The sequence below is a fragment of the Spirosoma profusum genome (assembly GCF_014699005.1).
GTDB classification, from domain to species: Bacteria; Bacteroidota; Bacteroidia; order Cytophagales; family Spirosomataceae; genus Spirosoma; species Spirosoma profusum.
Genome location: NZ_JACWZY010000022.1, coordinates 92,894 through 111,252, shown reverse-complemented (window position 1 = coordinate 111,252; position 18,359 = coordinate 92,894). Strand labels below are relative to the sequence as shown.

The following is an 18,359-nucleotide window of genomic DNA, read 5'->3' as shown; positions in this document are numbered from 1 at the left end:
ACGTGAATTACGGTTGAAGTTGTGACACAGAGATGCACGGAGTGTAAAAGAGATTCACAGAGAATTAGTAAAACCTCTGTGAATCTCTTTTACACTCCGTGCATCTCTGTGTCACAACCTTTTAGAACCCCAGCCTCAGCTTGGGCCCCGTCTGATACGTTACTTTGCCGGTGTAGCTGGGAAGCCATCACCAACATCTGCAAACATTCGGATGCCACACACGTAACGATGGCCTTCCGTGAATCCAATCGGCAGTTGTATCTACTCGTTTATGATAATGGTACGTCAAAAAAGGGGCAAACACCGACTGACTCGGCCTTTTGAACATGCAGATGCGGGCCACACGTATCGGCGGTGTGTTACGTATTACGTATGAAAACGGCTTTAAGGTAGCGCTCATGCTAACGTAGAAACGATTGAAAGTCAGCCTTTTGAAGTGAGTGAGTTATGAGTTTCCTGTCAAAAAAATAGTTTTTGCTACGTCAACAAGTAAACATAGACCAGCATAGGTGATTTCTTAATTTTTGGTCATCCAAAACAAGCTCATGAATCGCATCTGGCAATTGGTCCCGCTGCCATTGACATTCGTTTTGTCCGATTTTATTCCTCTCAATTTCAGCAACCGACTCCCTGACGGCTCTGATTGCGTAGGCTGCGGCACCCAGTTCATGGGCTGCTACGTGAGCCACAGCTACAGCTTGGCCAGCGGCCAGGGCGGCAAATCTGGCCGCATCAGGCAGTCCCTTTCCAGCCGCATTTGCCGCGAAAGCAGCTTTGTGGGCCTGCTGCATCGTTATCTCTCCATTTACCCATGCTCGGGTTAATTTGATGGCCTGCCTTGGTCGTGTATCGGCAGCGCTGGCTTGCTCAAATAAGTGCAGTACGTGTTCGGCGCAAGTAGCGGCCCATAAGGCAAGTAGATGATGCGTTGAGTCGGTTAACGTGCCACCGCGCCGTATGGTTATGAATCTGGGGTCTCTTTCCTTTGGTAATATCATTGTCTCGGAGTGATGTTATTTAACAGGTCTATTTTCCGTCGTCAACACAAAATTCTGTTTCCCTTTATTAAAATCGACTCAATTCGAGCCTATTCCCGTAAATGGAAAATTCTTGAATCCGTAGCGTACTGAAAAAATGTATCATAAACCGATATAAAAGTAATAGCAATCGGAAGTCGGGCTACATACCTTTGAGTCACCTTTACCACGTAGTGAATCCACCAATAATCATTCTGGAACCGTGAAAATGCGCGAAAGTCGTGTTCTGAAGAAACTCAGATCCGGAGAAATGGTAAGCTGTTTTAAGATAAACCTGGCAGATCCAAGAGTAGCTGAACTCGCAGCGATTTCAGGGTTCGATTGCGTCTGGATTGATCAGGAACATATCGGGCAGGACTGGTCGACCGTAGCCGCGCATGTCTGGGCGACCAAATCGCAACAGGCTGATTTGCTGGTACGTGTATCTCGGGGGAGTTACAGCGATTATATCCGCCCCCTTGAACTCGATGCTACCGGAATTATGGTTCCGCATCTGATGAGTCTGGAAGAGGCTAAAAAAATAGTGGACATGACCCGGTTCCACCCCGTTGGCCGGCGACCGATTGACGGTGGCAATGCGGATGGTGCATATACGGCACTGGATTTCGATACGTATCTGAAGGAAGCTAACGAACAGCGTTTCGTGATTCTCCAGATCGAAGACCCGGAACCACTGGAAGAACTCGACGCCATTGCCGCCCTCGAAGGATATGATATGCTGTTTTTCGGACCCGGCGATTTCAGTCAGGGCATTGGCGCACCCGGACAATGGAATCACCCGAAACTGCTTGAAACACGTATCAAAGTAGCTGAGGTAGCCCGAAAACACGGAAAATTTGCCGGAACGGTTGGCGGTCCGGGTAATCTGGCCGAACTGCTGTCAATGGGGTATCAATTCGTCAGTATAGGGGCCGACGTAGTAGGATTAAAAAATTACTGTCAGGATTTGGTCAAGGCGTTTGGCACTACGTCTACCAACGTATCATCTACGTCTTATCTCGAAAAATAAGCCTACGTATCACTGAACGCTTAGCCTAATGAAGAAGAGACCTCTGGGAACAACCGGCCTTTCGGTATCTGAAATTGCTTTTGGCGGTGTTGAAATCGGCGTTCCCTACGGCATTGGTGTAGAGAGTGAGGCCGATATGCTTTCTCAGCAGGAAGCTATTGATTTGCTTCACGAAGCACTGGACAAAGGCATTAATTTTTTCGATACAGCGCGACTGTATGGAGCCAGCGAAACCATCATGGGCAACGCCTTTGAAGGACGTAGAGGAGAAATCGTACTAGCCACTAAATGCAAACATCTGCGAGGTAAGGACGGACAATTGCCCGCTGATCGTCAGTTGAAAACGATTATTGAAACATCACTCCAGGAAAGTCTAGCTGCGCTAAAGATGGACTACGTCGATGTGTACATGCTGCATCAGGTCGACGCGGAAATCTTATCGAGAGCAGTTATTGCGGATACCTTTGCTGGTTTGAAAGAAAAGGGTTTGATTCGGGCAACGGGTGCCTCTACGTACTTTACGGCAGAAACTGAATTAGCGATTGAATCAGGCAATTGGAATGTTATTCAGTTGCCGTTTAATCTAATGGATCAAACGCATAGCCAGTGTTTTGACAAGGCAGCGCAACATGGAATCGGGCTGGTAATTCGCTCTGTTTTGATGAAGGGTTTGCTGAGTGATCGTGGAAAAAATCTGCATCCGGCATTGTCACAAGTGGAAACGCATATCCAGAACTACCGGCGTTTGCTGAACGAAAATTTATCGGATTTACCGACGCTGGCTACTCAGTTTGCCTTATCGTTCGACAGCGTTTCGTCGGTGTTGATTGGTATCGACAAAAAAGAATACCTGCATAAAGCGCTACGTACGGCCAATGGGTTTTATCTGGACGAGAAACTGCTACGTCAGGCCACACAGTTAGCGTATCCCGACCCTGATTTTTTGAACATGACCCATTGGCACAACATGGGCTGGTTAAAATAAATGAATTAGTATAGGATGTAGCAACCATCACTACGTCAATCCGTACGATGCTAAAAATTGGAATCATCGGGATGAGTCCCGGAAACGCCCATCCTTACTCCTGGTCGGCCATTATTAATGGCGTATTTGACGGGGATGAAATTATCCGAATCGGTTATCCGGCCGTTGCTGAATACCTCAACGCCAACCGTGATACGGTAGGGATAGACACCGCAAAAGTGACCCATGTTTGGGCGCAGGAACCGGCCATCGCCAGCAGCATTGCTAAAGGGGCTGGCATTGCCAACACAGTTGAAAAGCTGGAAGACATGATTGGCGAAGTCGACGCCATTATTCTCGCCCGCGACGATCCGGAAAAGCATAAGGAGATGGCCCAGCCGTTTATTGAAGCTGGCATACCAATTTTTATTGACAAACCGCTTACGTATTCTACGGAAGACCTCGATTGGTTTTCAGCGCAATCCGCTGCCGGAAAATTCATTATGTCGTGTTCGTCCATGCGGTATGCCAATGAGTGCCGAATTGCGCGCCAGGAGTTAAAATCATTCGGCAAACTGGAACTGGTAACGGCGGTTGGTAAGAAGGATTGGAAAAAATACGGCATTCATCTACTCGAAGGTATCTTTGGTATTCTCGGTGATCCACAGCCTGTTTCGGTTCGGCACATTGGCGAGCCAGACAAAGAAATCGTACAGCTTATACTGGAAGATGGGCTGGTCGTCATGCTCCATTTATTCAACGATATCAGTGGTACGTTCCAGATTTCTCTTTTTGGCCAACAAGGCTGGAAATTGATCGACATCCGAAATTCCTATTCCATGTTTCGGGACAACCTCATCGAATTTCTGCGATCCGTAGAAGAAGGAAAACCCCGGATTTCGTTCGATAAAACAGTGAATCTTATGCGCGTACTCATTGCTGCCCAAGAAAGTCAGGAGCAGGGTGGAGCGGTAATTAATCTATAAGGGAATCCAGGCAAGATGAACGTAAAAGAACTGCTCAGTTTAAAAGAAAAAGTCATCCTAGTGACTGGAGGATCAGGCAATTACGGCAAATGCATCGTAGAAGGCCTTGCCGAAGCTGATGCTACTGTAATCACTACGTCTCGAGATGTAAAATCGGCCGAAGCAACGGCGAAATTATTTACAGATCGTGGTTTAGATGTGCATCCGATGGAGGTAGACCAGGCCAGTCACGTATCGGTGATGGCTTTAAAGAACGAGGTTCAACGGATATTTGGGAAACTCGACGGATTTGTAAACAATGCCGTTTCTCGCCCGATGAAAGGCTACAACGCACCGATGAGCCAGTTCGACGAATCGATGCAGGTCAATGCGACGGGTATGATGGATTTGCTCCGCGAAATGACAGATTTGATTGTTCAGAGTGGGGGAGGAAGCGTGATTAATATTGCGTCGATGATGGGTATGTTCGGCCCTGATTTATCCAACTATGATGGCACCGTAAACATGGGCGATCTTCCCCCCGATTATTTTTTCCATAACGCCGGTCTGATTAACCTCACACGGTATATGGCGCAGATGAACGCCGGTAAAAATATCCGCTTTAACTGCATCAGCCCCGGCGGATTATTTAACAACCAGCCGGAAAGGTTTTTGGAAAATTACTGTAAGAAAGTACCACTACGTCGCATGGCGAATCAGGACGATATCAAAGGGCTGGTTGTGCTGCTGGCTTCTGACGCTGGTGCTTACATCAATGGAGAAAACATTCTGATGGATGGTGGGCTGAATGCCTGATACGTTGCCAAATCAGCATTAGTAGGTTTTTGTCATGCTGACGAAGCCGGGCCGCCGGAGCGGAAGCATGACAAACAGCCTGGTACTAATACCGCCGAATTCAACGTAGCAATCCTAAAAGCCTACTAAAAAATAGTATTAGTAATCCATGAGAAAGTAGAAGAACACTTATTACGGCGGTACGTACTTTTGTAAAGCAGATCTTTCATAAAATAATATTTTCTTTTTCGTGAAAAAGGTAGTCCATCCAGATCGAGATCCTGATTTTGCAACCGGCGCTTATTCCGATGGCGTTATCGTCGATAATTTCCTGTTTGTAAGTGGACAAGCGGCTGTTGATTTTAAAACCTCGCAGTTCGTTCTTGGCACGATTGAAGAGGAAACTGCTCGAACATTAGACAACATTGCGGCCATTATTAAGGCTGCGGGCGGCTCAATGGAGAACGTAGTGAAATGCACGGTTCACCTGGCCAATATCGATGAATTCGACCGATACAATGTCGTTTATGCATCCTATTTTCCCGGCATAAAACCCGCCCGAACGACGGTACAATCCGTGCTGGCCGAAAACCTCAAAGTTGAAATCGACTGCATCGTAAGACTTCCAAACGCCTGAATCCACACCTGATGAGTAGCCCGTTCAACGTAGCAGAGATCCACATTGGCGTCGTCGGTTTGGGGCTTATGGGAAGTAGTATCGTTGCCGCTTTGCTCATTGCCGGCCATCCGGTGAAAGCGGTCGCACCAATTCCGGCGGATTCTCTGGAAGCTGATGAGCGAATTTTTAATCAGCTAAAGCAGTGCGAAGAAGCCGGGTTGATTGCAAATGCTGAAAACTACTGGCAATTGCTGACGATTTCCGAAGACTACGCCATCCTGAAATCCTGCCACGTAGTGATCGAATGTGTGATTGAGGATGTTGATATCAAATCGGTTGTTTATCAGAAAATTACCTCAGTTGTGAGCCCGGATTGTATCGTTAGCAGTAATACGTCGGCCATCCCAATCAGCACCCTCCAGCGTTACGTTAGCTACCCCGAACGATTTCTGGGTATTCACTGGGCGGAACCCGCCTTTATGACCCGCTTCCTTGAAATCACCTGTGGAAATCTGACTTCACCCGAAAAAGCCAACCATATTCTCGATCTTGCTCATTGCTGGGGGAAGGAACCGACCTTGCTTAAAAAGGACATTCGCGGGTTCATTACAAATCGGTTGATGTACGCTGTTTACCGCGAAATTTTCCATCAGCTCGAACAGGGAAATGCCACTCCCGAAGACCTCGATAAAGCGTTTCGCTACGACGCCGGTTCCTGGATGACGTTGATGGGTATTTTTCGCCGGATGGACTATTCGGGTTTCAAGGATTTTGACACGATTCTGAACACCGTTTTTCCTGAATTAAGTAACTCAACGACTGTACCCAGGCTGATGCAGCAGATGGTACAACAGGATGCCAGGGGTGTTCATAATAACAAGGGTCTTTACCCCTATGAGGGTGAAGAAGGCAAACAGTGGGAGGAAGCATTCACCCGGTTTAATCTGGATATCTGTCAGCTCGCTGCCGACTATTCTGCTGACAAACTAAACCTAAAATGAGACAATACAACGAGTCTGCGACGTTGCTGGAACGGGCCAAAAAAGTGTTGGCAAGCGGTGTTTCTTCAGAATTTCGGAAATACAATCATCCGCACGCCCTTTTCTACACGCATGGACAGGGAAGCCGTATTTACGATGTCGATGGAAACGAATACCTTGACTTTACCTTAAGCCAGGGACCTCTGATTTTAGGCCACTCGCATCCAGAGGTTTTGCAGGCTGTTACGGAATACTCACAGAAAGGGCAACTGTTTGCTGGTCAGCACATTCGTGAAATAGAACTGGCGGAGAAGTTGCAGCAAATCATTCCTTCGGCCGAGCTGATGCGCTTTTGTCTGGATGGTTCAGAAGCCGTTCAGACGGCTTTTCGGGTAGCCAGAGCGAAAACAGGACGTAACAAATTCTTACGTTTTGAAGGGCATTACCACGGCTGGCTGGATAACGTCTGCTGGGGCATTTCAGCACCTTCGGTTGAGGCTTTGGGTAGCCGGGAAAATCCGGCCGTTTTTCCGTGGACACAAGGGCTACCGGAAGGTGTAGAAAACGATTTTATTATTCTGCCCTGGAATGATCTGGAACTGGTCAGGAAAACAGTTGCGGAACGTAGCGAGGAAATAGCTGCGATTATTACGGAGCCCATCATGTGTAACAACGGCTGTATCGAACCGAAGCCGGGTTTCCTCGAAGGATTGCGGGAAATCTGTACGGAATATGGTATTGCGTTGATTTTCGATGAGGTCATCACCGGATTTCGACTTTCGCTGGGTGGCGCTCAACAGTATTTTGGCATCACGCCTGACATGTCCATCTTCGCAAAAGCCATTGCCAGTGGTTACGCGATCAGCGCCATTGTGGGCAAATACGAGTGGATGCAATTAATCGAACAGGCAAAAGTAATTCATGCCGGAACGATGAACGCCGGTAATCCGACGGTAGCGGCAGCACTCGCTACGTTAACGGTTCTTGAACATGAGCAACCCTACGAGCGCATGTTCCGACTTGGCAAAATACTGATGGAAGGACTGAAGCAGGCGGCCTCCGAAACGGGTCAGCCGTTGCTGGTAGAAGGGCCGGGCCCGATGTTTTGCATCAGCTTTACTACGTTAGAAAAAATGACCGATTACCGGGATACCCTTGCTGTGGATAAAGCGAAATTGGGCAAATTTATTGCGGCCATGCACGACGAAGGCGTTCGAATTATCGGGCGTGGCTTGTGGTATATTAGTGCCGTGCATACCGAAGAAGACATCCACCTGGCTATCGATACAGCCCGCAAGGTGCTCCAGAAAATCAACTAAGTTAACCACATCATGATGAACGTAGTGGGCTCGCCAAAGGAAACGATTCTTCTGCTGGGAAGCGATAAGTTGACGTACAGTATTGCTGCCTGTTTGCAAAAAGCAGGATTTACAGTAATGCTTAGTACAACTGACGTAGCAAAAGCCCAAACGATTACGGATCGCCACAGACTGGATAGTAGTACCTATGAAGGCAACAACTATGCATACAGTAATTTAATCATCCGAAAAGAGCCTGATTTTAGCGTTGATATTGATCTGGCGATTCTCATTACAGAAGAGAATCTGGCTGTCAAGAAACAGGCAATCAGCGGATTAGAAAAGAATATATCAGCCAATACGATCATTGCGGTTAATACAGAAAGCATTCCGTTACGTTCCCTACAAGAGAACGTAGCAGAACCCGGACGTATCATCGGCGTCAATTGGACGGAACCGGCCCATACTACGTTCTTTCTGGAAATTATTGCCAATCAGTCTACTCGCAAATCCTGCATTGACTACGTAGCAACAATGGCCCGGCAGCGTTGGGGCAAAGACCCGTATGTGATTCAGCGCGAAACGGGAGTACGTATGAAATTGATGGCTGCCCTGATTCGGGAAGCGTTTTATTTGGTTGAAAATGGCTACGCATCTGTAGAAGACATTGATCGGGCGTGCCGCAATGACGCTGGGTACTATCTGCCGTTTGCGGGGAATCTTCGTTACATGGACTTAATGGGAACGTATGCTTATGGCATGGTTATGAAGGACTTAAACCCAGAGTTATCGACCAGCCAAAACCTTCCTGATTTCTTCACGCAACGAATTCAGGCGAATGACGTAGGAATGGACGCCGGAAAAGGATTTTATGGCTATGAACCTGGTGAACCGGAAAAATGGGCGAATCTCACCCGCCAATTCAGCTTTCAGATCAGCGAGTTGATGGAAAAGTATCCCTTCGATTCCCAGTCAGAAGAGGTAGTTGAGCCGGTAAAAAACGAAGTCAATTAGACGTAGCGATGAGAAGGCTGATCGTTGATGCTCATCTGGATTTGTCCATGAATGCCATCGAATGGAATCGGGATCTAACCCGGCCCTTGCAGGAGATTCGGCAACTGGAAATGAACATGACCGATAAAAATGACCGTGGAAAAGGTACGGTTTGTTTGCCGGAGCTACGGAAAGGTCGGATTGGCCTGGTGGTGGCCACTCAGTTAGCTCGACACGCGCCATTTGGTAACGCACTGACGGGATGGCGTTCTCCACAGCAGGCATGGGCCATGACGCAGGCTCAACTCGCCTGGTATCGTGAGATGGAGGCTTTGGGCGAAATGGTACAGATTACGAACCTCCAGGCATTGGAAACCCATCTGGCGCTCTGGAATGATGATTCGATCGCTGATGAAACGAAGCCGATTGGCTATATTTTAAGTCTGGAAGGGGCAGATTCGCTGGTCGATGTTTCGTATCTGCATCGAGCCTATGAGTATGGGTTACGGGCAGTTGGATTGTCGCATTTTGGTCCCGGCCGGTATGCGCCCGGAACGAAATCAGAAGGCCCGTTAACGCCAAAGGGTTTTGAGCTGATGAAGGAAATGTCCAAACTGAATATGATTCTGGACATGACCCACCTGACCGATGAAGGTTTTGATCAGGTTTTTGATTTCTACGAAGGGCCTATCTGGGCGAGCCATCACAACGTCCGCAAGATTGTACCTAACCAGCGTCAACTCACTGATGATCAAATCCGACGACTAATCGAACGAGGAGCTGTTATTGGTGGAATGCTCGATTGCTGGGCGATGGATATCCGCTTTATCGACATGGTTTCGGACCCGTGGCAGTTGAATATTCGACTGGAAAATCTGGTCGACCATTGGGATCACATTTGCCAGATCGCAGGTAACAGCAACCACGTAGCCATTGGCAGCGACCTGGACGGTATTTTCGGAACCGAACAATCGCCCTGGGATTTGAACTCGATTGCTGATTTGCAAAAGTTCGAGCAAATTCTGTCGCGACGAGGCTATTCTGATGCGGACATTGATAACATCTTTAGCCAAAACTGGCTCCGTTTTTTGAGAAAAGCCTGGGCTTAACGTAAACGTGAATTATGGACCTGTTAGCGTGTTGCTGACGCATAGGGCAGCCTGACAAATCGACTTGAGTCAACAACTTTGAGTGGACTGTCAGGCTGAGCCTGTCGAAGCCCTATGCGTCAGCACTTATTGTAAACCAATTGGTTAACCTATAGATTATCAGTAGCTCACGTTAACGTAGCAAAGGGCGTTGATAAACGCCCACTACTTCATCAGCCGAAACAAACTATTCCCATGACTCAATTTCAAGCAGGCGCTGCGCGTGTCGAAACGACTCCACCCTTAGGCACCCGGATAAACGGCGATTTTATTACCCATTACGCTACGTATATCCACGATGATTTATATGCCAAGGCGCTGGTTCTGAAGCGTAATGATACGTTTGTGGCCATAGTGGTGGTCGATATCTGTGTCATGACACAGGATTTTCTGGACGTAGTGAAAGCTGAGATTTTGGCTAAAACAGGTATTCCAGTTGCCAATGTTTTAATCTCCAGCACCCATACACATGCAGCCGGATCGGTGGCAGATGTACATCTGGGAAGCATGGACCCTGCTTATCGCAAAAAACTTCCCAGCCTGATCGTAAAATCTGTAGAGTTGGCGTTGAGACGTTTAAAACCTGCTCAGATTGCATTCGGTTCGGTCGATGCGCCGGAACACGTGCTATGTCGGCGGTATAAAATGGCAGCTGATTATCCGTTGCCTAATCCCGTTTCGGATGGATTTGATCAGGTGAAAACCAACCCATTCGGTGCTGAATCGCTGATCGAAGCAGGAAATGCTCCAACTGATCCTGAACTCAGTTATCTGGCAGTAAAAGGTCTGGACAATTCCTGGATTAGCATTTTGGGCAATTACTCACTGCACTACGTCGGCGACTGGGAAGATGGAACAATCTCCGCCGATTATTTTGGCGTATTTTCCAACACTCTTGCAGAGCTATTGCAAACGGATGACCAGTTTGTTGGCATGATGAGTAATGGAACCAGTGGCGACGTAAACATCTGGGATTTCCTGGGTACTAAAGATTATCCAAACCAACTATTTGAAAAAAGTAAGTTAATTGGCTCCGATCTGGCTAAACGCGTGGTTGAGTCTGTTTCTAGCCTTCAATGGCAGACCAATTCCGAATTAAAATCGCTGTATGACTTAGTAGACGTAGCAACTTCCAAACCCAGCGCGGATGAATTGCAACGGGCCCGTCAGATTGTTTCGACAAGTCGTTACGAGACAATTATTCCGAATCAGGAAGGGTTACGGCAAATTTATGCCCGCGAGCAATTGTTGCTCAATGAGTATCCAGATCAGCAAAAGGCACCTGTTCAGGCTATTAAAATTGGCACAGGTTTGATTGGAGCCCTGGCGGGTGAATTCTTTTCTGAAACCGGATTATACCTGAAAAAGCAGTTAAAAGGAAAGAGCTATTTTACAATTAGCCTGGCCAATGGAAATGTCGGCTACGTTCCGCCTGCTTCGGAGATGGCTAAAGGAGGTTATGAAACCTGGCGGTGCCGATGTAGTTGTCTGGTCTCCGGCTCCGAGGAACAAATTCGGGAGCATTTGTTAAAACTCCTGCAACAGCTCTGATTTCTTCCCGATTCAAAAACTGCTTCTCAGGAAGAGTATAAATCCATTCCTCATACGTCAACTGAAGTAAAATTCAGATTTCAATCATAGCTTTGTTTGTACCCTTATTATCGTGTTTATTGCTCATTCGCGCCGTTCGAACTACTCGAAATTGACGTTTTAATAAGGATTATTACTAAAGTTTAAACAGCTTCAAAGTCTATGAAAGCGGTTGAAGTTCATCTGCCTCAGGATGTCGACAAATCGTTTATCGTTTTTCGGGAAACAGGGGATTTCTTTCCCGCTCCCTGGCACTATCACCCTCACTATGAGTTTGTTCTGATAAACGAAAGTACGGGCAGACGGATGGTTGGCGACCATATCGGTTACTTTCAAAAAGACGATCTGGTTTTTATGGGGTCGTTACTGCCCCATGTTTGGGTTAATGACCCAATCTATTTACAGCGGCAGGCCACGCATAAAGCGGATGCACTCGTCATCCATTTTACAGACGATTTTTTGGGGGAATTTTTTATGAATATTCCTGAAATGAAGGAGTTTCGGAAGGTATTGAAACTGGCGGATCGGGGGTTGGTTCTGTATGGAGAAACGCGGCAAAAAATCATAACGCTGATCAAACAGATGCCCGCTATGAATGGTCTGCCACGGTTGTCGGCGCTGTTGCAGATATTCGATATCATGTCCAATACGACAGAATACGACTTTTTAGCCAGCCCACGGTTTGTGCAAAACTTTCAGTACGGTGCCTCCGACCGATTCAAAAAAATTACGGGCTACATCATGCAGAATTTTGATAAGGATATCAGCCTGTCAGAAATCGCGGCAGTCGGAAATATGGGTGTTACGGCATTTTGTAATTTTTTCAAGGAGCAGTTCCGGGTAACTTTTGTCGAATACCTGACGACGGTCAGAATTGGCCACGCCTGTAAATTGCTTTCCGAACACGACCGTAACATTGTGGAAGTAGCTTACGAATGCGGTTTCAACAACCTGGCAAATTTCAATCGACAGTTCAAAAAATTGAAAGGGATGACGCCCAGCGATTACCGAAAAACGTTGATCATTCGGTAGAAGTCGCCTGGCACAATTTTGTCATTGTACCGGGCGACTTCTATTTTCTCTGAATAATCTTCAAAACGGCGTATGCTGCTCCAGCGCGCACATCGGCGTTCTCATGTTTTAGGTACGGAAGCAAAACCACTACGTCGGTGGATTCGCCTTTTTGTGATAAGGCCGCAATCAACTCCAGCAGGTCGCTGGTAAGCGAAGTCGAATGAACGGCAAGAAGCTCTGTACGAAGCTGATAGTAAGGTATCGTTTGCTTTTCACTTGCTGGACTAGTTACGATTGCAGCGTGGAGAAGATTGACCCGAATACCAGACGAAACGGGTTCTATTAACGTAGCATTTGCCAATTTAGTCCAGTCTGCTACGTTCAAATCGCCCAGCCGACGTAATATAAAAGCACTCAACCGACGTATTGCTACGTCTTCATGCTGGTTCAAAGCCATTTCCAGAAATTTGCTACGTTTCGACGTAACAGACGTAGCGTCGTCAGATAACGTAGTGCCCCAAAGAGTATACAGTGCCAACGCTCCATTAGGGCTGACCAGTGCCTCCTGAGTTACTTTACGGTCAAGGCTCATTGGCGAGACGCCAAGCTTTGCCAGACTTTCGGCAGCATGGACCCGATCTGGACCGTCGGGATTTATAAAAGCGGTCGTGATACGTACAATCCATTTATTTTTTTCGGCTGTATCTGTTGCGGCCTGTGCCAAAACCCGCCAGATTCCGATCCGATAGGGCGATTCGTTTTCGAAGCGACGTAATTCCTCTAAATACACCTCCCGAACACTCGCTGGTTCATTCGCCCAGAGCAGATATTCGGCAGCATGTACTTTAATCCAGCCAGTTTGCGTATGAAGCAGATTCCTTAATTCCAGTAGACATACCTGACGTAGTGAGTCTGGCTTTACAGATGACGTAGCGGCACTTCTTTCTGTGGCTATCATAAGGAAAAGAATTCCCCAAAAGGAATGTATTAACTTCATTTGAACGTAGTGAAAACTAATACGTAGCAGAATGTACTTACTTGATTTCCAGAATTGTTCCGGCGATATGTCGTGTCTTGTTATCGATATTATAGTAATAGACAACCAATACCCGGTTTTTATCCAACTGTACTGACCAGGGATAGCCAATATCGTAGCCACCACCGTCCTCACGAAGGGTCATTTCGGGGGCTGTGGCAAAATCGGTACATTCCGCATTCAGAATTCGGGCGCGGATTCCGTACGGTTTATGCCGATAGCCATAAACGAGCAATACACGGTTATCAGGCAAACGTAGCGCTTGCAACGGATGGCCCTGAAAGCCCATTTTTTCCCATTTAAAACTTTTTCCGCCGTCCGTTGAGCGAGCAATACAGGCTTGATCGTCCATGTTAGCTGTGCGTAAGAAAGCCACAATATTACCCTTCGGTGTTTCGTAAGCCGAGGCTTCGTTAAATGACGCTTTATCATCAGTGGCTACTACGCTTTCGTATTTCCAGGTAAGCCCTTTGTCGTCCGAAACAAGTAAATAGTTTGACGATTTATATGGCCCCTTCTGATCATTAGCTACGACAACCCAGTAAATACGTCCGCTTTTACCTTCGTATAAAGCCCCTCGGTTAGCGGGGGGAAGTGGTTCGCCGAGGGCGCTATAATTTAATTCAGCCGGAAGATGCGGAGGGTATATCGGCCCCTGCCAGCTTTTGCCGCCATCGGTTGAGCGAACCAGATAACCGCCCAGAAAAATGGCTCCGCTCGTCTCGAAGTAAGGCTTTTTTAAGTTAGGAATTCCGTCAGGCCGGACAAACGCCCACCCGTAGCTGGCACAGAGAATATCCCCATTTTTCAACTGCAACAGACACGGGTCCTGTGAACCACCAAATGCGTGAGCATAGATCAGTTCGGGTTCTTTGGGCCAGTTCTCGCCATCTTTCGATCGAAGGCCGACCAGATAGCTATTCGGATCGACATGGTTAGTGCCTTTTTCGCCAAAACCCTTACGGTCTGGTGCCCGCCGAAAAGCGAGAAGAAGCTCGCCGTTACTACGTTTAACGATCGAGGGAAATGCGGAAAAGAACACACTATCCTTATAAATGATCAAATCTTTCAGCTTGCGGACTCCGGGTATACTATCGGGCCGAAAAGCAAACGCTACGTCTTTCGCGACGGACGTAGTACAAAGCGAAATCAGGTAAGAAAGAAACCAAAGAAAACCGAGCGTATTTTTTTTTGAGATCATGAGTAGCGATTCGGGCTAAGGATTGTAGTTAAAGAATGGCTTCCTGTTATTGATAAGCAGCGTTCGTTCAGAATAACAAGAACGTAATGATAGAATCTTGACTTAAAGCAAAACTAAAGTTCCCGTCAGTTTAAGTCTGCTACTATTGACTGCTTTTATGACACTATTTTTCAAAGAATAGCAGATAGATCATATTAACTGAACTGACAGAATCAATACGTTATCGGGAAACGGGTTGATGATTTTAAAGGCGTTTATCGTTGTTTTCTGCTAAAAAAGCTACCCGATTGCGCTCAATCCAAGCTTCACAAACGCTGTAAATCAGGTAAAAATTAGCCTTCCTCCGTTGTTCGGGTGCTCACAGATTACTTATGAAGAATAGTACTATAAAAGCACACAAAAGTAGCAGAACAGGGATTTTGTACTCATTAGTTTTGCTTAACATTCATATCGCAAAACCTTGTACGCCTATTGTTATGCAAAATAAAATTTTATTTAAACTTACTTTAGGGAAGGCTACCGTCATGCTAACGCTACTGTGCTTTTTTGCGCAGTTTGCGCTGGGTCAGGCAAGTGTAAAAGTATCTGGAAAGGTAACCGACGACAAAAATGATCTGTTGCCGGGCGTTAACATTCAGGTGAAAGGAACCATTACCGGAACCACGACAGATTCCAGAGGAATGTTTACGATTACAGTCCCGGACGGAAGTACAAGCCTTATTTTTTCGTTTATCGGCTACAAAAGCAAGGAGATTGTTGTCGGTAATAACACGCAGATTAACGTAGCGCTCGAAGCAGATGTAGCTTCCTTAAAAGAAGTGCTCGTTGTTGGCTATGGTTCACAATCCAGAGAGACGGTCTCTACGTCGATTGCTAAGCTGAACAACAAGGTTTTCCAGAACTTAACCTACGCGAACCCAGCTTCGGCCTTGCAGGGTAATATTCCGGGTTTGCGCGTGCAAAGTACGTCTGGCCAGCCGGGAGATCCGCCACGTGTCATTCTGAGAGGTGGTACGTCCATCAATAACCCCGATGGAGCCAGCCCGCTCTACGTTATCGACGGTGTTATTCGAAGCGACATGAACAATATCAACCCGAATGATATTGAGTCGATTCAGGTCTTGAAAGATGCGGCCTCTACGTCGATTTATGGCGCCAGAGCGTCAAACGGGGTAATTATTGTCGAGACGAAGTCCGGGAAAGCAGGCGTCATGCAGATTAATTACAGTTATAACCTTAGTTCGTCGGACGTTGGTAAATTATATGAACTGGCTGATGCCAAGGACTTCGTGTATTTCATGCGTCTCGGTTTGGCGGCCAGTGGTGCGCGCACACCCAGCGTGTTGTCATCGCTCACGCAGTCAAATGCGGGTGGAACGGCGAACGACCTGACCAATAATACGGCGTTCACGACCATGTACCTGACGCCGGAAAATCAGAACCTATTAAGTCGTCCCGCCGACCAGTGGGGTGCTAAATGGGAGACCATTGCCGATCCGCTCGACCCGACGAAAACGCTGATTTTCAAAGGAACCGATTTCCAGAAAACCATTTTCAGAAGAGCGTACAGCCACGATCATAATCTGTCTATTTCAGGCGGTTCCGAAAAGGTCAAATACAGCATGGGTCTGGGCTATTTGAAGAACCAGGGTATTGCGATCAATACCGATTATAACCGGCTGTCGTTCAACTTGAATGGCGATGTTCAGGCAACAAAAACGCTGAAGTTTTTCGCCCGATTGAACTATGCCAACGTAGAAGATAGTCAGGTGCCTAACGTGGGGATTGTTTTCAAAAACAACATTAATACGGCCCAAACGTCGAAATACCAGTTTGAGGACGGTTCACTAGCGCCCGGTCGTCTGTTTACCAATGGGAATCCGGCTTATTACATCAGCCGCTACGATGCTAAACGGAGACGGGATAATTACATCATGGTCGCCGGAGCTAACTGGGACATTATCCCCGGACTTTCGTTTCGGCCGCAGATATCGCGGGTCAGTAACACGTTTTCCAACCGGAGTTTTCTTAAATCGTATCTGAACGGCCCGCTCATTCTCAACACAGATCGTGAAGCTATCATATCGCGGCAGAACGTAGTACAGAATCAGGCAGATGCCGTTTTAACGTACCTGAAATCAGTACGTAACATTCATAATTTTGAAGCCACTGCCGGATTTTCTTATTTCAAATCGATGACGGATAGCTTATCGGCAGTGGGACGTAACGCGGCTACCGATCTTATCCCAACGCTGAATGCGTCGGCAACGCCCTGGGCCGTATCCAGTAATGAATCGGTTCTGCTGCTGTACGGTTACTTCGGTCGACTAAACTACAATTTTGATCAAAAGTATCTCCTGACCATTAACGGCCGCTACGATGGCGCGTCGAACCTTGGGGCGGAATATAAGTGGGGATTTTTTCCCGGCGTATCGATGGGCTGGAATTTGCACCGGGAAAAATTCTGGGATGGTATACCAGCTAATTTGCTGACGCTGAAGCTCCGGGCCAGCTATGGTGTCAACGGGAATATCAGCGGCCTTGGCAATTATCAGGCACAGGGAGCTTACGCGGTCGGTGATCGGTATATGGGAAATGCCGCCATTTACAATTCGACATTAGCGAACCCTGCCCTGCAATGGGAGCGCTCGAAAACCTTCAACGTCGGTTTCGATGCGGGTATTTTTAACAATCGTTTGTCGCTGATTGTGGATGTCTATCGACGCGTGACCGACAATCTGTTGACCAATCTGGCCCTGCCACGTTCGACGGGTTTTACCAGCATTCTGACCAATCTGGGAAGCCTGGAAAACAAAGGATTTGAAGTCGACCTCAATGCGCAGATTTTATCGCCCCAATCGAAACTCCAGTGGAACGCTTCGTTGAATGCCGCTTATGTTAAAACCAGAATCATCAAACTACCCAGCAACGGCATCAAGAACAACCGAATTGGAGGTATCAACATCTGGGACGAAGCGCTGGGTGACTACGATTTCAAAGGTGGATTGCAGGAGGGAGGACGTATCGGCGATATGTTTGCCTACCAACAACTGGGCATCTACGCTACCGACGAAGCGGCTAAGGCAGGTCCAACCGATATGCTTGTGGTGGGAACCGATAAAACCAAAAGCGGTGGCGATGTGAACTGGCGTGACATCGACAATAACAAAATCATTGATGATCGCGACCGGATTTATATGGGAAATCAGTTCCCAACCTGGACAGGTGGCGTAACGAACCGGTTTAGCTTTGCCAATTTCGGCCTGACCGTTCGTTTCGATTACACCTTGGGCCACATGATTTACAACGAAACCAAGGCCCGCGTTTTAGGAAACTTCTCTGGTCAGAATGCGATCTCGAAAGCCGTTACCCGGTCATGGCAGAAGCAGGGCGACGTAACGGATATTCCCCGTTACTACTGGGCCGATCAGAACCAGAAGCAGAATCTCTGGCGGGGCAATTCGAACTACTATGAACCCGGTGATTTCCTGTGTCTCAGAGAAATAGCGCTATCGTACAACTTCCCGACGACGATGACGCAACGCATTAAACTCAGCAACGTTCGGCTTCATCTGGCCGCTAGCAATCTGCTGTATTTCACCAAGTTTACCGGCTTGAATCCTGAAGAGGGCGGTACGGATAATGGTCGCTACCCGGTTCCGAGAAACATTGTATTCGGTGTTCAGATTTCACCCAATTTTTAAGTCGCC

Annotated in this window: 16 protein-coding genes; 13 read left to right on the top strand and 3 right to left on the bottom strand. The window is 47.3% G+C overall.

The annotated features are described in order from the left end of the window. Positions 1-108: 108 nt before the first annotated feature. Positions 109-324 carry a hypothetical protein gene (locus IC229_RS23055; protein ID WP_190889384.1) on the top strand — a complete coding sequence of 72 codons (216 nt, stop codon included), beginning with the start codon at positions 109-111 and terminating at the stop codon, positions 322-324. 158 nt (positions 325-482) lie between these two features. Here the strand turns inward: IC229_RS23055 and IC229_RS23050 are convergent, their stop codons facing one another. Next, entirely contained in the window at positions 483-998 is a 516-nt protein-coding gene (locus tag IC229_RS23050) for a putative immunity protein (RefSeq protein WP_190889383.1), read from the bottom strand. Positions 999-1,245: 247 nt separating this feature from the next. On the opposite strand from IC229_RS23050, the gene IC229_RS23045 reads away from it, so the two are divergent. From IC229_RS23045 to IC229_RS22995, 11 genes are all read left to right on the top strand, one after another. Beyond that, positions 1,246-2,046 (top strand): HpcH/HpaI aldolase family protein, encoded by an 801-nt coding sequence (locus IC229_RS23045; RefSeq protein ID WP_223834149.1) that lies wholly within the window; start codon positions 1,246-1,248, stop codon positions 2,044-2,046. Positions 2,047-2,074: 28 nt separating this feature from the next. Then, on the top strand, positions 2,075-3,031 hold the full coding sequence (locus IC229_RS23040; RefSeq protein WP_190889381.1) for an aldo/keto reductase: 957 nt from the start codon (positions 2,075-2,077) through the stop codon (positions 3,029-3,031). 47 nt (positions 3,032-3,078) lie between these two features. Then, positions 3,079-3,996, top strand: coding sequence for a Gfo/Idh/MocA family protein (locus IC229_RS23035; protein ID WP_190889380.1), 918 nt, complete (start codon positions 3,079-3,081; stop codon positions 3,994-3,996). Positions 3,997-4,011: 15 nt separating this feature from the next. Further along, positions 4,012-4,791 (top strand): SDR family oxidoreductase, encoded by a 780-nt coding sequence (locus IC229_RS23030; protein WP_190889379.1) that lies wholly within the window; start codon positions 4,012-4,014, stop codon positions 4,789-4,791. A gap of 229 nt (positions 4,792-5,020) precedes the next feature. Then, on the top strand, positions 5,021-5,407 hold the full coding sequence (locus IC229_RS23025) for a RidA family protein (RefSeq protein ID WP_190889378.1): 387 nt from the start codon (positions 5,021-5,023) through the stop codon (positions 5,405-5,407). Between the two features lie 11 nt (positions 5,408-5,418). Next, positions 5,419-6,390 carry a 3-hydroxyacyl-CoA dehydrogenase family protein gene (locus IC229_RS23020; RefSeq protein WP_190889377.1) on the top strand — a complete coding sequence of 324 codons (972 nt, stop codon included), beginning with the start codon at positions 5,419-5,421 and terminating at the stop codon, positions 6,388-6,390. Then, entirely contained in the window at positions 6,387-7,688 is a 1,302-nt protein-coding gene (locus IC229_RS23015) for an aspartate aminotransferase family protein (protein ID WP_190889376.1), read from the top strand. Before IC229_RS23020 ends, IC229_RS23015 begins: the two co-directional genes overlap by 4 nt. A gap of 12 nt (positions 7,689-7,700) precedes the next feature. Continuing rightward, on the top strand, positions 7,701-8,681 hold the full coding sequence (locus IC229_RS23010) for a 3-hydroxyacyl-CoA dehydrogenase NAD-binding domain-containing protein (protein ID WP_223834148.1): 981 nt from the start codon (positions 7,701-7,703) through the stop codon (positions 8,679-8,681). Positions 8,682-8,689: 8 nt separating this feature from the next. After that, on the top strand, positions 8,690-9,769 hold the full coding sequence (locus tag IC229_RS23005) for a dipeptidase (RefSeq protein WP_190889375.1): 1,080 nt from the start codon (positions 8,690-8,692) through the stop codon (positions 9,767-9,769). Positions 9,770-10,003: 234 nt separating this feature from the next. After that, a complete protein-coding gene (locus tag IC229_RS23000) occupies positions 10,004-11,359 on the top strand; it encodes a hypothetical protein (RefSeq protein WP_190889374.1) in 1,356 nt (451 codons plus the stop codon). A gap of 201 nt (positions 11,360-11,560) precedes the next feature. After that, a complete protein-coding gene (locus IC229_RS22995) occupies positions 11,561-12,430 on the top strand; it encodes an AraC family transcriptional regulator (protein ID WP_190889373.1) in 870 nt (289 codons plus the stop codon). A gap of 40 nt (positions 12,431-12,470) precedes the next feature. Here the strand turns inward: IC229_RS22995 and IC229_RS22990 are convergent, their stop codons facing one another. Continuing rightward, on the bottom strand, positions 12,471-13,370 hold the full coding sequence (locus IC229_RS22990; RefSeq protein WP_190889372.1) for a hypothetical protein: 900 nt from the start codon (positions 13,368-13,370) through the stop codon (positions 12,471-12,473). Between the two features lie 76 nt (positions 13,371-13,446). Beyond that, on the bottom strand, positions 13,447-14,649 hold the full coding sequence (locus tag IC229_RS22985; protein ID WP_190889371.1) for a sialidase family protein: 1,203 nt from the start codon (positions 14,647-14,649) through the stop codon (positions 13,447-13,449). A 524-nt stretch (positions 14,650-15,173) separates the two neighbouring features. Here IC229_RS22985 and IC229_RS22980 point away from each other — a divergent pair. After that, positions 15,174-18,353 carry a SusC/RagA family TonB-linked outer membrane protein gene (locus tag IC229_RS22980; RefSeq protein ID WP_223834147.1) on the top strand — a complete coding sequence of 1,060 codons (3,180 nt, stop codon included), beginning with the start codon at positions 15,174-15,176 and terminating at the stop codon, positions 18,351-18,353. Positions 18,354-18,359: the final 6 nt, after the last annotated feature.

Excerpts from the sequence above, each read along its gene's own strand:
- IC229_RS23030 (WP_190889379.1), top strand. The coding sequence starts at position 4,012 with ATGAACGTAAAAGAACTGCTCAGTTTAAAAGAAAAAGTCATCCTAGTG.
- IC229_RS22985 (WP_190889371.1), bottom strand. The coding sequence starts at position 14,649 with ATGATCTCAAAAAAAAATACGCTCGGTTTTCTTTGGTTTCTTTCTTAC.
- IC229_RS23040 (WP_190889381.1), top strand. The coding sequence starts at position 2,075 with ATGAAGAAGAGACCTCTGGGAACAACCGGCCTTTCGGTATCTGAAATT.
- IC229_RS22980 (WP_223834147.1), top strand. The coding sequence starts at position 15,174 with ATGCTAACGCTACTGTGCTTTTTTGCGCAGTTTGCGCTGGGTCAGGCA.
- IC229_RS22990 (WP_190889372.1), bottom strand. The coding sequence starts at position 13,370 with ATGATAGCCACAGAAAGAAGTGCCGCTACGTCATCTGTAAAGCCAGAC.
- IC229_RS23000 (WP_190889374.1), top strand. The coding sequence starts at position 10,004 with ATGACTCAATTTCAAGCAGGCGCTGCGCGTGTCGAAACGACTCCACCC.
- IC229_RS23015 (WP_190889376.1), top strand. The coding sequence starts at position 6,387 with ATGAGACAATACAACGAGTCTGCGACGTTGCTGGAACGGGCCAAAAAA.
- IC229_RS23050 (WP_190889383.1), bottom strand. The coding sequence starts at position 998 with ATGATATTACCAAAGGAAAGAGACCCCAGATTCATAACCATACGGCGC.
- IC229_RS23045 (WP_223834149.1), top strand. The coding sequence starts at position 1,246 with ATGCGCGAAAGTCGTGTTCTGAAGAAACTCAGATCCGGAGAAATGGTA.
- IC229_RS23005 (WP_190889375.1), top strand. The coding sequence starts at position 8,690 with ATGAGAAGGCTGATCGTTGATGCTCATCTGGATTTGTCCATGAATGCC.
- IC229_RS23035 (WP_190889380.1), top strand. The coding sequence starts at position 3,079 with ATGCTAAAAATTGGAATCATCGGGATGAGTCCCGGAAACGCCCATCCT.
- IC229_RS23010 (WP_223834148.1), top strand. The coding sequence starts at position 7,701 with ATGATGAACGTAGTGGGCTCGCCAAAGGAAACGATTCTTCTGCTGGGA.
- IC229_RS22995 (WP_190889373.1), top strand. The coding sequence starts at position 11,561 with ATGAAAGCGGTTGAAGTTCATCTGCCTCAGGATGTCGACAAATCGTTT.
- IC229_RS23020 (WP_190889377.1), top strand. The coding sequence starts at position 5,419 with ATGAGTAGCCCGTTCAACGTAGCAGAGATCCACATTGGCGTCGTCGGT.